Consider the following 12,828-nt stretch of genomic DNA (forward strand, 5'->3'; position numbering starts at 1 on the left):
GCTGGCGTCGGGTACCTCGCCAACACGGCGGTTTGATCCGCGAACAGAGTGTGGGCTTTCACCACACACTGCTCCTGCCCCCCAAAACCGCATCCCGGTTAGGACACTCGGCCGCGGCTTTGATCTGAAGGCATGAGTTGTGGCGGCAGTCCTTGGATCGCGTAGCGGTGCAAGCGTGACGGTGAGACCGAAGGAGCTCGGTTCATCGCCAACGCGATATCGTTGGCCTTGAGCTCTGTGAGATCGCAAACGGGCAGAAGTGACTGGGTTGCGGGCATGCCCGACCGGAGGTCGAATACGCTCCATGTTCCGTTGGACTCCTGTCGAGACTCATAATTGGTCTTGGTCATCGGGGCCCTCATTCAGCAGGAACCTGGACAACCGTCGTCAGGAAGCGCCTAAGAACTTTGCTCGACCGGAAAAACAGCGGCCCTTCCAAAGGTCGCAGGTTGGCCGTGAGATAAGAGGCGTGTTTGAGCATTCGTTGAAGAATTCGAAGGTCGCTTGTCGCGAACTCGACATGCTGCACGTTGGAAGACATGAAGTCCTCCTTTCGCGTGGGGGGCTAGGGTGTGAGGGCCCTTAAGCAGCAGCGCCCTGGGAATTGGCTGCTGAAGACCGAACAGTGCGCGCAAGTGAGTTGATTAGCAAGAAAACAATTGCGTCTCAATGAAGGCCGCATTTATGCGAGCCGGACTTGTTTCAAGCACAATGGTCTTCTATATGACCACTATCGGTATCGCTAAGAGCGCTGGATGCATCTGCCGCTCGCGAATGCCGCAATCGCAGTCTGACTTTGACCACGGATGTACTGGCACTGGAGGAATAGCGATTGGTGAGGAAGGTCGGTGCGTCTACGCCCCGGCCTTTTTTGTTTCCTGCACGTTTGGCGTGTTAATCGTAAGCAGTTCGGCACCGTCCTAGTGAAAAGCTACGGAGTTTCGGATCTTCTGGCGTCTTATGGCGATGAAATGGAACACCGCGCATGGGTCAGGATGTCCAAAACTTCTTCGACTATCTCTGGTGCGCTGCTGAACCGATCAGTCAATACGCCTTCAATTTCGTCGAACACGCCATGTGCGCGCGCGCCGTACAGCTCCGCCAGAATCGTCAGTGCTACCTCAGATACTCCGCCCCGCGCAGCGTGGCTTGCAACTGACAACTGTTTCTGGGGAAGGCGCATCAGGCGAATCAGAATGTGCATTGATATGAAGATGAAGACGAAACCTAACTGATCGCATTCGATAGTCTAGCAACCTCTACGGGTCACTCTGGTCGCCCTCTTGCCGATGCGGACGATGCGACGGGCGGCGAAAGTCGCCCTTTTTGATTCAGTTCGGGAGCACCGCGTCTGATAGGAGCGGAAGCTGGGAAGCCAGTGACCGGCGCGCAATGCCCAGCCTCCCGGAACCCTTCAGGACGGCGAGATTGTCGGAATTCTCGAAATGGGAGTGGGGTGGTTGCCGACGCCGCCCCCGCTGGAAACGTAGAAACGGCGTAAAGCGCCCGGCCCGTCCTGATCTATCCGTAAGCCTGTAGGCAGGCGAGTATGTGCAAAATATGCACGAACTGACCTTGCCGAGAAAAGGTAACCGCCAGTTACCTTAAGCCGAAAAGGCCAAAGATTTCAACGCCACCCAAGGGTAGCGCCAGAGCCCGTCCTGTCACGCAGGGCGGGTTTTCTGCATTCACGGAGAGAGTGATGCCAAACGTCGAGGATGCTGACGAGAGCGAGGCCGTGAATGAACTCGGTCGTGCATTGGATGAAGCATTGCTCGGTGCATCTTCTGCGGAGGTGCAGAGGGTTATCGACGCGATTGCCGCCCTCGTTGATGTTCGGATCGCCCAGGCAGCAGAATTTGCCGCCGATCGGCTGGCGCGGCCTCGCGCATGACCCGCCTCGCTCTCCTCGCCGCCCTCATGGAAGCCAGACGATGAGCAAACTCACGGGTTACGGAAGGGGCTGGTCAGAGCCGAAAGCAAAGACGCTGATCGGTCGTGTCTTCCAGCGCCTTCGTGAGCCCGCAACCACGACAGAATGGACGGTCGTGGTGTTCGTCATGGTCTTCCTCGCTGCCCTCATATCCTCCCAAGCCTTGGCGGCAGTAGAGCAGGTGAAGCCGGAAACCCGGATGCAGGTGGAGAAGCCGATAGACGCGCACCTTGAAAAAACAGAGCGCTAGAGCTTGATGCTGGTGATCGCGTCGGTGAATCGAGCCTTCGCCTTCTCGATCACAACGGCCTGGCGGTCTTTCGGGATCGAGTAGTAGTTGGTTCTTTCCATGGCGGCGCAGCCGTCTTCCAAAACCGCCTGTAGATACCCGCTTGGGTCCGCCTTAACTTTCGCGATTGCGGCTAAGGCCGTGAGGGCTAGTGTATTCAGTGATGCCAGTTCGGCGATCAGATCTTCTGCGTATTCTTGATCCATTCCATCCTCCCAAGGTTGACCCATGCCAGTCCTGAAAACACCCGGCATGCGAGCAGATCAGCAGAAGTGACGCAATACCGCAAGCCGTATCGGAAGCACTGTGGCACGTAACACCTACTACCGCTCCACCCACTGGCGAGCGCTGAAGAAGGCGACCCACGAGCGGGACGGATGGCGCTGCATCGTACCTGGCTGCCAGACACCGACACACCGTCTCACCTGCGACCACATCAAGCGCCGCCCGAACGTCGATCACCCGACCGCCTATGACGTGCTGAGCAACACCCGCACGCTCTGCGGCTACCACGACGCCCTCGTGAAGGAGACGGCGACAGGGAAGCGCAGGCAGGACGGCAGACTGATCGTGAAGGGTGCCCGATCGGACGGGACGCCGCTCGACCCGAACCACCCCTGGCACCGGACCTGATGCGGACCCCGTGAAACGCTCCGCGTGAAACATCGGGGAGGGGGAGGGTCGCCTTCAAGGGCGGCTAGGGGGCCCGACCATCCGGGGCCATCGTTTGCAGTGGCAAGAAATTTGGAAAGGGGGAGTTTCGCCCCATGAGCATTCTGACCGCTATCGATGGTGGGGCAGGGACGCCCCCCGAGCCGGATTGGTCCCTGACATTCTCGGATGCTGCCGAGGTTGTCCGCGCGCATGAGGAATGGACAGCGATTGTCACGGAACTCAAGGAGGCCGAGGCGCTGACCGTTGCCAATGGCCATGCGATCAAAAGGCTTGTTGTGTTCCGCATCATCTACGATCGCACGGCAGATACTGTCGCCGAACAGGGGGCCGTCGTTCCGGCAAGGAAGACAAAGGTGCCGTCGCATTCCGCCTATTGGACGGTCCTCCGGCAGAGCGCTGAGATCATCGCCACTGCGGAGGGAGAACTGGGGCTTACACCGACGCGGCGCGGCAAACTGGTCCCCGTCAAACGGAAGAAGGCCAAGCCGAGGGCAGCAGATGCCTACACCAGCCGCGCCGGCTGATCCGACGACCGCCTGGGCACGCGATGTCGTGGAAGGGCGGATTGTTGCTGGCGAGTTTGCGGTACGCGCTTGCCGGCGCCACCTCGACGATCTGGAGAACGGCCACAAGCGCGGCCTGGTGTGGCGTCCGGAGAAGGCAGCCCATGCGCTTGGCTTCTTCCCGGCGATGCTGACCGTGACGGCCGGCGCCAAGGCTGGCGAGCCGTTCAACCTGCCGAGCTACACGACCTTTGTCGTCGGATCTTTGTTCGGCTGGTACCGAGAGAGTGGCCGGCTGCGCTTCCGCACCGCGTGGGTCGAGGCAGGCAAGGGGCAGATCAAATCGCCGGTAGCTGCCGCCATCGGCCTTTACACGCTGGCTTATCGCGGTATCCCGCGCGCCGAATGCTACGCGATCGCGAAGGACCGCAACCAGGCGAACGTCCTGTTCGGTGATGCCGTCGCGATGGCGAACGCCGAAATGCCAGACGCGGCCTATGATGGCGAATCCCTCGTTGGCCGCGGCGACGTCCTGCCGCGCGGCACTGGCGACATGACATGGATGCTGGAGCATCCGGCCAGCGGGTCCAAGTTTCGGGCGCTGGCAGGCGATGAGCGGGTGAACGGCCCGCGCCCCTCGTATGTCGCCGCGGACGAGATCCATGAATGGAAGTCGGACGGCCCGTTGAAGACCTGGCGCTCTGCAGGCGCGAAGATGCCGGGCGACTTCCTGCTCTGGATGAGCACGAACACGCCGGCCGCCGACCAGGTCATCGCCACCGAATGGAGCGAGACGCATCAGCGCATCTTGCGCGGTGAAGCCGATGACGATTCCGCCTTTGCATTCATCGCCAGGGTGGACGCGAAGGATAAGCCGTTCGAGGACGAAAGCTGCTGGCCGAAGTCCATGCCGTGCCTCGGCATCACGTTCCCGATCGAGAACGTCCGGATTGAGGTCAACTCCTCTCGGCATTCGGTGGGGACGCGGCTGCAGACGGAAAAGCTCTACTTCGGCGTGCCGGTCGGCTCGTCGGAATACTGGATTGATCTGGATGCTTGGGAAGGGGTTCAGCAGAAAGTCGACATGAGGCAGGCGAAGCACCGGACGGTGTTCCTCTCGCTCGATCTGTCGAAAAAGAACGACCTTACCGCGCTTGGCATCGGCTTCCGGGACGATGACGAGGTGCTTCATGCCAGCGTCCGATACTGGAAGCCCGAATACAAGCTCGCCGAGCGGGCCAAAGAGGATCACGCCCAATATGTCGAGTGGGCAGCGGCAAAGCTGATCAATGCCGTCCCCGGCCGTTCGATCGAGTACGATTTCGTGGCGGCCGAGGTGCAGAAACTGGTCAATGACTTCGACGTCGAGGTCATGGTCGTGGACCCCGCATTCCTGACGGATTTCCGCCAGGCGTGCGACCGTATCGGCCTCGAAACCTGGGTGTGGTCGCCTGAAGAGGAGTACGGCTCCGGTCTCAAGATCATGATCCATGGCCAAGGCCGGATGGGCATGCAGTCGAAAAAGGCACTCTGGATGCCGCGCAGCCTCCAGCAGCTCGAAGACATGATCCTGACGAAGCAGATCGCGATTGACGAAAGCCCGGTGACAAAATGGTGTTCCGGCAACGCGGCCATTCAGGCGGACCCGCAGAACAACCGCTTCTTCGTCAAGAAGGCGCAGCGCGGCAGAATTGACGGCCTTGTGGTGCTGGCGATGCTCGCCGGCGCCAGCGAGGTCGTGGAGACGTATCAGGCGCCTGTGTCGCCCTGGGATGATCCTAACTTCTCACTGGTGGCACGATGAAACTCCTAGGCTTCAACATCAGCAGGGAAACCCGCTCTGCGAACTCGCCGGAAAACCCGTCCGTTCCGGTGAGTGACAGCAACTTCCTCGCGTTCTTCGGTCTCCAGTCGGTCAATCTTCCGAGCGTCACGATCGAATCCGCCTTGACGGTGCCGGCCGTGCTGGCTGCGGTTACCTTCCTGTCGCGCACCATGGCGGCGATCCCCCGCCACGCCTATCGGCGGACGAAGGACGGTGCCGAGCGGATGATCGGCCGGACGGCCATGGTTCTCCACGAGAACCCGAACCCGTTGATGGACAAGTTCAAGTTTGACCAGTGGTTCTGGCAGCAGGTGTTTACCGGCGGCCGCGGGCTGGCCTGGATCGAGCGGAACGGCAACCAGATCGAAGCACTCTGGCCGATGAACCCGCGAAAGACGACGATCCGGCGCTCCGGTTTCTCGCTGGTCTACAAGTACGAGAACAAGGAATACTCGGCCGAGGACGTGATCGACGTCCCGTTCATGCTTAAGGAAGACCAGATTTCGCACCGCGGCCCGATCGCCATGGCAACGAAGGCGATCCAGCTTGCCATCGCCATGAACGACTATGGCAGCACCTTCTTTGCAGGCGGCGGCGTCCCGCCGTTGGCACTCACCGGGGCCGGCGCCACTGGTAAGAACGTGCAGCGTGCACTTGCCGACGTCCACGACGCCATCCAGGAGGCCAAGAAGAGCAGCAAACCGATCTTCCCAGTTCCGCCCGGGCACGAGTTGAATGCGGTCGGGATCGACCCGGAAAAAGGCCAGATGACGGACGCGCGCCGGTTTCAGGTCGAGGAAATCGCCCGCAGCTGGCAGTTGCCGCCCGTGTTCCTGCAGGATCTTACCCGGGCGACACTGAACAATGCCGAGCAGCAGGATTTGCATCTCGTCAAGCATCTGATCGGCCAATGGGTGTCGGCCTACGAGGGCGAAATGAACCTGAAGCTGTTCGGGCGGTTCAGTGGCCGCCAGTACGTGGAACACAATCTGGACGGCCTGATGCGCGGGGACTTCAAGAGCCGAATCGAGGGCATCGCACGCGGCATCCAGACTGGACAGCTTACGCCGAACGAGGCGCGTGCGCTGGAGAACCGTCCGAAGCACAAGAACCCGTCCGCGGACGAGCTTCTGGTGCAGGGCGCAACGGTCGTGCTCGGCCAGCAGCCGGCGGCCCCTGCCAAATCAGCCGACGACATCGACGGAGACAAGAACGATGACAATGCCTGAGACCGAAGTCCGGTCGCTCGTCTCACCGGTCGAGCATCGCGCCGATGGTGAAAAGACGACAGCTACCGGCTACGCCGTGATCTTCGGTGAGGTCGCCGACATTGCGGGATACTTCGACGAGGTCATCGCACGCGGTGCCTTCACGAACTCGCTGAAAACTGCCGATGTGCGCGCCTATTTCAACCACGACCGGGGGCGCGTCCTCGGCCGAGTGTCGGCGGGTACGCTGCGGGTGAAGGAAGATGCCAAGGGCCTCGCCGTTGAGATCGACCTTCCGGACACCTCTGACGGCCGCGACGTCCGCACGCTGATCGAGCGCGGCGACGTCTCGGGAATGTCGTTCCGGTTCAATGTTGTCAGGGAGATGTGGGACGAATCCGGCGAAAAGCCGCTCCGCACCCTGCTCGAAGTCGAAATCGGCGAGGTCAGCATCGTTTCCGAGCCCGCCTATGAAGGCACGAGCGTAGCGATGCGCTCCCTGGATGCGGCGCGCAAGGAAAAGCGCCAGCAGAATTTCAACGCCGCCGCCCATCGCGTCGGCATGAAAGTTTCCCTCGACCTGCAAATGCGGGCGAGGAGTAAAGCCTAGGCCTCGCGCCGAAGCCCAATCCCACAACACATCGTTGAAAGGATGAACCGATGAGCAATCGGATCAAGGAACTGCGCGAGAAACAGGCGACCATCGTCACCGAAGCTCGCGAACGTCTCGACCAGATCAATGCGGCGACCGATGAGGCGCGCGCGAAGGAACTGGAAACGGCGCATGACGCGGCCATGGCCGAACACGACCGCCTCGAAAAGCAGATCGAGCGCGAGGAAAACCTTGCCCGCCTCGAAAAGCGCTCGGAGGAGGAGCGGGCGAAAAAGCGTCCCGTCTCCACCAATGACGGTGAGGGCCGTGGCCAGGACGAGGGCGACAAGCTGGAATACCGGCATGTCTTCCACAAGTTCCTTGCCTGCGGCGCCGATCCCATGGAACTCACCAGCGAGGAACGCGCCGTTCTGAAGGCCGGTGTCGTCGCCAAGGAGGAGTTCCGCACGCAGGTCACGACCAGCGGCGGCCCCGGCGGCTATACCGTGCCGGTGGAACTCGCCGACCAGATCATCAAGACGATGAAGGACTGGGGCCCGATGTACGACGAGGACATCTGCACCGTCCTCAACACGGCATCCGGCAACCAGATCAACCTTCCGACCGTCGATGACACCGCCGTCACCGCGGAAAAGCACACGGAAGGCACTGCGCTGACCGACGACGGCGGCAAGGATGCGACCTTCGCGCAGAAGCGCCTCGATGCCTACGTGTACGACACCGAGTTCGTGAAGTTCTCGATGGAGCTTGCACAGGATTCCGTCTTCAACATGGAAAGCCTGCTCGGCTCGCTCCTCGGCGAACGTCTCGCCCGGATCGCCAACAAGGAACTGACCGTCGGCGACGGCACCGGTGATCCGAACGGCGTTGCGACGGCGTCCTCGCTCGGCCGAACTGCAGCCGCAACGGGTGCGATCACTGCCGACGAGATCATCGATCTGCTGCACTCGGTCAATTCGGCATACCGCCGTTCGCCGAAGGCTCGGTTCATGTTCGCCGATACCACGCTCGCCGCCATCCGCAAGCTGAAGGACGGCCAGGGCAACTACCTCTGGCAGATGGGTGACGTGAAGACGTCGCAGCCGGGCACGCTGCTCGGCTACGCCTACAGCATCAACGACGACATGGACGCGCTGGCAGCGGCCAAGAAGGTCATGCTGTTCGGCGACTTCTCCAAGTACTTCGTCCGCAAGGTCGGGTCTCCGGTCATCGGCGTTCTTCGCGAACGCTTCTGGCCGGATCTCGGCATCGCCGGCCTGATCCGCTTCGACGGCGAGCTCGGTGATACCGCCGCCATCAAGCACCTCATCACGGCTGCCTCGTAAGCGGCGAAACAGAAGCGGGCGGCTTTCGGGCCGCTCGCCCATCTCCCATGGAGGCGATCATGAAAATCAGGATGCTTGTCGGCCTGGCCGGCATCAACTTCGCGCTTTCTCCGAACGAGGAGACCGATCGCTTCGACAGCAAGGAGGCGTCGCGTCTTGTCGAGGCAGGCTATGCCGTTCCCGTCGACGAAAAGCCGACTGAGCGCGCCGTGAAGCCGCGTGCGAACGAGAAACGCGGCTGATGGCTACCTCCTTCCTCCAGATCAGCACGCCGGCAGAGGATCTGTTGCTTGCGCCGATCGAGGCCCTTCGCTCCGCCGCCGGCCTCGCCGCCAATGACACGAGCCGGGACGCGGAGCTGACGGAGCTTGGCAAACGCGTGTCTGCCGAGATTGTCGAGGCCTGCCGGATTTCGGTCGGGGAAACGGAGGAGGAAGAGGGCGCCGAACCGACATTGCGGCGCGAGACGGTCAAGGAGACGTTTTGCGGCTCCGGTCGCGACGTTCTGGTCCTTGCGCGCCGCCACAACGTGAAAATTGTCACCATCACGGAAGATGGTCGGCCGGTCACGCTGGATGCGCGGGCGCTGCGTTCCGAGCCCGGCCTTCTCTATCGGTGGGTCGATGGGCATCAGTCGTTCTGGAGCGCGCGCGAAATTGTCGTCGAGTACGAGGCCGGCTTTGAAACGGTGCCGTTCAGCCTGGCCGGCGTAGTCGTGGACCTTGTCCGCCTCCGGCTCTCGCAAGCCTCGATCGATCCTCTTGTGAAGTCGACGAGGGTCGAGATCGTCGATGTCGAGACCGTCCAAACAGACCGGTGGGTCGGCTCCACGCCGGGCGCTGATACTGCTGGCCTGCCGCCCGAATTCATGGCCCGCCTGGGTCGCTTCTTCAATCCGGTGGCCTGATGCTTCAGCTTTCCGACACTCCGGCCGGCTCCATTGCCCGCCTGGACGCTGCGCTCTCGCGTCGCGGCGAGGACATTGTTATCAGCCGCCAAGTGAAGCGCAGCGCGGCGAGCGTCAAGGTCGAGGTAGCGTGTCGGGCACTTGTGCGAGCTGTGTCCGCCGATCAGATAGCAGGCACCATCACGCAAAACGACCTCAACGTCACGCTGTCGCCAACAGAGATCGCCGCTGCTGGCTGGCCGGGGCAGGACGACAACATTGTGTCTGGCAGCGCAGTTGATCCGCGGGTACCGAGAACCACCGACAAGGTCGTCATTCAGGGCCGCGAGCGCCAGGTGAGGGCCTCCAAGGCGATCCTGATGGCGAACGTCTGGGTTCGAACCGATATGATCGTGGCCGGCTGATGGCTGGGTTCGAGGCTTTCGACCGGGAGCTGCGGATGGCGACCGAGGGACTGGAACCGGAGGCCATCCGCGTCGCGCTCGCCGCGTTTGCCAAACGCAGCGTCTCCGAGATCATCGCATCGGGAAGGGCGAGCCCTCGCTTTGAGCGGTACGTGAACAGCCGGCGCGGCCTGCCTGAGGAGGCGGTGCAGCTTCCCGGCCCGATCGTCTACGAGTTTTCGCTCTGGGAGCCGATCATCACCTTTGCGCTCGAGGAACTGCGCAAGCGGTCACCCGTCAAAAGCGGGCGGTTCCGGAATTCCTTCATCGTCATCGTGAACCGGGCGATCGTCACGAATTTCGACGGCATCGGGCCTGAGCACGAAGTGATCATCACGAACTTCCAGCCGTACATCCGCAAGGCAGAAGGCGGCGTCCTCAGCACGAAACGCTTTGCCATCTTCGACGGCACGAAGCGGGCGTTGGCAAGAGCCTTCGGCAACGAGGGGCGCAATTCATCGGCGTTCAGCTTCGAGACGCGCTGGCTGGAAATGGGGTCGGGCCTTCATCCGGCCATGCCGTACATCCTGAAGGGAAGCGGGGCAGGCGTCGCCGCGAAGACGAACAACCGATCCAGCGCCTTCCGGGCCGGCCGCACCACGCTCGCCCCGCGTAGGGACAGGCAAGCCGGCATGCCGATCACCTATCCCGCCGTCGTCATCAATCAGGTCTGACACATGGCAAGCCCCGCAACGTTCGACGCCTTCGAGAATCGTTTGAAGACGGCTTGGGCGGCAACCGCGCTCGTCTTCGAAAACGAGTTCGCGCAACACCTGCTCGATGCCGGCGCGCCGTTCGTCTTCGTCGAGATCTACGGAGACAGCTACGCGCAGGAGACATTCGGAGCACCGCAGGCGAACCAGTTCCTCGAAGAGGGCGTGACCTACCTGCATGTCATGACCAAATCGGGCGAAGGCAGCCGCCAGGCACGCGTCTGGGCGAATGACCTCCTCAACCTATTTCGCGAGCAGCCGATCGGCTCGCTGTTCATGCCGGAAATGTCGATCGGAGCGGGGGAACCCGGGGAGGACTTCCCCGGCTACTTCTCCATCGCTGCGACCATCCGCTGGTATCGCCGCGACATCACCAGCCTTCCCACGCCGTAACGCGGCACTCTCAACCACAGGAGCTTACCATGACCGTAGCTGACGGCTCACAGGTCCGCCTTGCCGACGTGACGGAAGCCGTCATCGGCACCACGCCGGCCACTCCCACGTTCCAGACCATGCGCTATGTGTCGTCGGACATCCGCATTTCCAAGCAGACGGACATTCCCGACGAGATCCGCGCCGACCGCAACGTCGCCTCGATCGTCGACGTCGGCCGGATGGTTCAGGGCACCATCAACACGCTGCTGTCCTACGGAACCTACGACACATGGTTTGAACGGCTGCTCTGCGCCACTTGGGCGACCAACGTCCTGAAGAACGGCGTTCTGCACCAGGCGGGCACGCTGGAAAAGATGTTCGAGCAGGGCGCGACGGACACGTTCATTCGCTACGTTGGCTGCCGCTGGAACACGTTGGACCTTCGCCTTTCTTCGAGGCAGTCGATCGGCGCGAACTGGGGCATCATGGGCCTCCGCTCGCCCGCTCCGACGAGCGCGATCCTGTCTGGGGCCACGTATACGGCTGCGACCGATACGCCGGTCATGAATGCTGGCCTCAACGTCTCCGCCATGTCCTTCACCGGGATCGCCAATGCGCCGAAGGTGCAGGCGATGAACGTCAGCATCCGCAACAACATCTATGCGAACGACGTCATCGGCTCCTACGAGCCCTATTCGCACGGTCTCGGTCGCTTCGAGGTGACCGGCTCCCTGACGACGCTGTTCGAGAACATGGATACCTACAAGGCCATCCTCGATCATGACGACGTGGCGCTCTCCACGACGCTCACCGACGAACTCGGCAATTCCTACGCCATCGCCCTGCCGAAGGTGAAGCTTCTCGACGGCGGGCCCACCGTAGGCGGCAACGGCCGGGCTGTGCTGCTCGAAGTGCCGTTCCAGGCGCGCTACGACAGCACGTCGGGCGCCTCCATCACGATCACGCGGACGCCGGCATGACCAGAAAGCGTGAACTTCCGTCCTCGACGACTGCCGAAACCTTTGTTCCGGCGGTTTCCTTCACCGGCTACCCGGATGGGAAAACGCCGGTCCAGTTCATCGCCGGGGTGGAAAGCGTCCCGGTCCCGGCCGGGTTCGCGCAACTGATGCGTGACAAAGGCCTCGTCTCTATCCCCGAAGGTGATCTCTGATGGTCGTAAAGCTTGCCTCACTCAAGGCCAATCTGGCGCGCGAAGAAAAGGGTGACTGGATCGAGTTTCCCGACTGGCCGGGCGTCGAATTCAATGTCTCGTCGCTCCACCTGCCGGCCTACCAGATCGCCCGTGATATCCTCTTCAAGCGTCTGTCGCGGCAGTACAAGAAGGCGGGGATCCCGTCTGCGGTCATGACGACGGAACTCGGCAAACTCTATGCCAAGCACATCCTGCACGGCTGGCGCGGTCTGGACGTCGCCTATTCGATGGACATGGCGCTGGAGATCATGACCGACCCCGAATACCGCAACGTGGTCGCCGCCGTCGAATACTGCGCCGGCAGGGTGTCCGAGACGGATATCGAGTTCGTCGAGGACGAAGTGGGAAACTCCGCAAAGCCTTCCGCAACCGCATAAAGCGGGCGGGGGCGGTTGCCTTCTACGACTGGCTCGACGAACTGGCTGCAGCGTTTCCCGACGAGGAATGGTTGCAGCCGGAGGGAGACGACGAGGAGTTCGAGCCGGAGCTTTGGCACGAACTGTATTTCCGGGCCTTCGACGCGCTTCAATACGACCGCTTCTATGGGGCGTTCGGGGGCGAGGGGCCAATCAGCTACCTCGCCCTCAGCCAGTATGCGCGTGATCACCAAATCCACGGCGACGATCTTCGCCACTTCCACCTGTTCATGAACGCCGTCGATGGCGAATGGCTGAAACTCCAGGTGTCAATCGGCATCGAAACGGGCCCCCCTATCGGCTCCCAAAAGGGACCCCTGCCTCTGGTTGCATCGGGTCAGCGCGCGTAGGCCCGGAGCTCTCCATTTAGCGCAGGGGCCTGCGGGCGCG

The 12,828-nt window shown here is 61.9% G+C and carries 20 protein-coding genes; 18 read left to right on the forward strand and 2 right to left on the reverse strand.

What is annotated here, in order from left to right; translation table 11 throughout:
- Positions 1–358 precede the first annotated feature (358 nt).
- The gene (locus tag LQK81_RS14755; protein ID WP_230807103.1) at positions 359–541 is read right to left on the reverse strand and encodes a hypothetical protein; all 183 of its coding nucleotides are present in this window, start codon (positions 539–541) and stop codon (positions 359–361) included.
- Between the two features lie 444 nt (positions 542–985).
- Here LQK81_RS14755 and LQK81_RS14760 point away from each other — a divergent pair, with 444 nt between their 5' ends.
- The 3 genes from LQK81_RS14760 (at position 986) to LQK81_RS14770 (ending at position 2,183) form a co-directional block, all read left to right on the forward strand.
- On the forward strand, positions 986–1,159 hold the full coding sequence (locus LQK81_RS14760) for a hypothetical protein (RefSeq protein ID WP_230807104.1): 174 nt from the start codon (positions 986–988) through the stop codon (positions 1,157–1,159).
- 543 nt (positions 1,160–1,702) lie between these two features.
- Positions 1,703–1,894: a hypothetical protein gene (locus LQK81_RS14765; protein ID WP_230807105.1), complete on the forward strand. Its 192-nt coding sequence runs from the start codon at positions 1,703–1,705 to the stop codon at positions 1,892–1,894.
- A 40-nt stretch (positions 1,895–1,934) separates the two neighbouring features.
- A complete protein-coding gene (locus tag LQK81_RS14770) occupies positions 1,935–2,183 on the forward strand; it encodes a hypothetical protein (protein WP_230807106.1) in 249 nt (82 codons plus the stop codon).
- On the opposite strand, the gene LQK81_RS14775 is transcribed toward LQK81_RS14770, so the two are convergent.
- Positions 2,180–2,428, reverse strand: a complete 249-nt coding sequence (locus LQK81_RS14775) for a hypothetical protein (protein WP_230807107.1) — start codon at positions 2,426–2,428, stop codon at positions 2,180–2,182. The genes LQK81_RS14770 and LQK81_RS14775 overlap by 4 nt on opposite strands.
- 100 nt (positions 2,429–2,528) lie before the next feature.
- Here LQK81_RS14775 and LQK81_RS14780 point away from each other — a divergent pair, with 100 nt between their 5' ends.
- From LQK81_RS14780 to LQK81_RS14850, 15 genes are all read left to right on the forward strand, one after another.
- Positions 2,529–2,855, forward strand: coding sequence for a hypothetical protein (locus tag LQK81_RS14780; RefSeq protein WP_230807108.1), 327 nt, complete (start codon positions 2,529–2,531; stop codon positions 2,853–2,855).
- Positions 2,856–2,989: 134 nt separating this feature from the next.
- On the forward strand, positions 2,990–3,421 hold the full coding sequence (locus tag LQK81_RS14785) for a P27 family phage terminase small subunit (RefSeq protein WP_230807109.1): 432 nt from the start codon (positions 2,990–2,992) through the stop codon (positions 3,419–3,421).
- Positions 3,396–5,204 carry a terminase large subunit gene (locus LQK81_RS14790; protein WP_230807110.1) on the forward strand — a complete coding sequence of 603 codons (1,809 nt, stop codon included), beginning with the start codon at positions 3,396–3,398 and terminating at the stop codon, positions 5,202–5,204. The genes LQK81_RS14785 and LQK81_RS14790 overlap by 26 nt, the downstream gene beginning before the upstream one ends.
- Positions 5,201–6,454, forward strand: coding sequence for a phage portal protein (locus LQK81_RS14795; RefSeq protein WP_230807111.1), 1,254 nt, complete (start codon positions 5,201–5,203; stop codon positions 6,452–6,454). The genes LQK81_RS14790 and LQK81_RS14795 overlap by 4 nt, the downstream gene beginning before the upstream one ends.
- The gene (locus LQK81_RS14800; protein WP_230807112.1) at positions 6,441–7,043 is read left to right on the forward strand and encodes an HK97 family phage prohead protease; all 603 of its coding nucleotides are present in this window, start codon (positions 6,441–6,443) and stop codon (positions 7,041–7,043) included. Before LQK81_RS14795 ends, LQK81_RS14800 begins: the two co-directional genes overlap by 14 nt.
- A gap of 50 nt (positions 7,044–7,093) precedes the next feature.
- Positions 7,094–8,371: a phage major capsid protein gene (locus tag LQK81_RS14805; RefSeq protein ID WP_230807113.1), complete on the forward strand. Its 1,278-nt coding sequence runs from the start codon at positions 7,094–7,096 to the stop codon at positions 8,369–8,371.
- Between the two features lie 59 nt (positions 8,372–8,430).
- Positions 8,431–8,613, forward strand: coding sequence for a hypothetical protein (locus LQK81_RS14810; protein WP_230807114.1), 183 nt, complete (start codon positions 8,431–8,433; stop codon positions 8,611–8,613).
- Positions 8,613–9,278 (forward strand): hypothetical protein, encoded by a 666-nt coding sequence (locus LQK81_RS14815; RefSeq protein WP_230807115.1) that lies wholly within the window; start codon positions 8,613–8,615, stop codon positions 9,276–9,278. Before LQK81_RS14810 ends, LQK81_RS14815 begins: the two co-directional genes overlap by 1 nt.
- Positions 9,278–9,682 (forward strand): hypothetical protein, encoded by a 405-nt coding sequence (locus LQK81_RS14820; protein WP_230807116.1) that lies wholly within the window; start codon positions 9,278–9,280, stop codon positions 9,680–9,682. Before LQK81_RS14815 ends, LQK81_RS14820 begins: the two co-directional genes overlap by 1 nt.
- Positions 9,683–9,717: 35 nt before the next feature.
- Entirely contained in the window at positions 9,718–10,395 is a 678-nt protein-coding gene (locus LQK81_RS14825) for a hypothetical protein (RefSeq protein WP_230807117.1), read from the forward strand.
- A 3-nt stretch (positions 10,396–10,398) separates the two neighbouring features.
- Positions 10,399–10,827 carry a hypothetical protein gene (locus LQK81_RS14830; protein WP_230807118.1) on the forward strand — a complete coding sequence of 143 codons (429 nt, stop codon included), beginning with the start codon at positions 10,399–10,401 and terminating at the stop codon, positions 10,825–10,827.
- A gap of 29 nt (positions 10,828–10,856) precedes the next feature.
- On the forward strand, positions 10,857–11,789 hold the full coding sequence (locus tag LQK81_RS14835) for a phage tail tube protein (protein WP_230807119.1): 933 nt from the start codon (positions 10,857–10,859) through the stop codon (positions 11,787–11,789).
- On the forward strand, positions 11,786–11,980 hold the full coding sequence (locus tag LQK81_RS14840) for a hypothetical protein (RefSeq protein WP_230807120.1): 195 nt from the start codon (positions 11,786–11,788) through the stop codon (positions 11,978–11,980). The genes LQK81_RS14835 and LQK81_RS14840 overlap by 4 nt, the downstream gene beginning before the upstream one ends.
- Positions 11,980–12,399, forward strand: coding sequence for a hypothetical protein (locus LQK81_RS14845; protein ID WP_230807121.1), 420 nt, complete (start codon positions 11,980–11,982; stop codon positions 12,397–12,399). The genes LQK81_RS14840 and LQK81_RS14845 overlap by 1 nt, the downstream gene beginning before the upstream one ends.
- 71 nt (positions 12,400–12,470) lie before the next feature.
- On the forward strand, positions 12,471–12,788 hold the full coding sequence (locus LQK81_RS14850; RefSeq protein WP_230807122.1) for a hypothetical protein: 318 nt from the start codon (positions 12,471–12,473) through the stop codon (positions 12,786–12,788).
- The last annotated feature ends 40 nt before the right edge of the window (positions 12,789–12,828 follow it).

The sequence above is a fragment of the Rhizobium sp. GN54 genome, assembly GCF_021026345.1.
Lineage (GTDB): Bacteria > Pseudomonadota > Alphaproteobacteria > Rhizobiales > Rhizobiaceae > Mycoplana.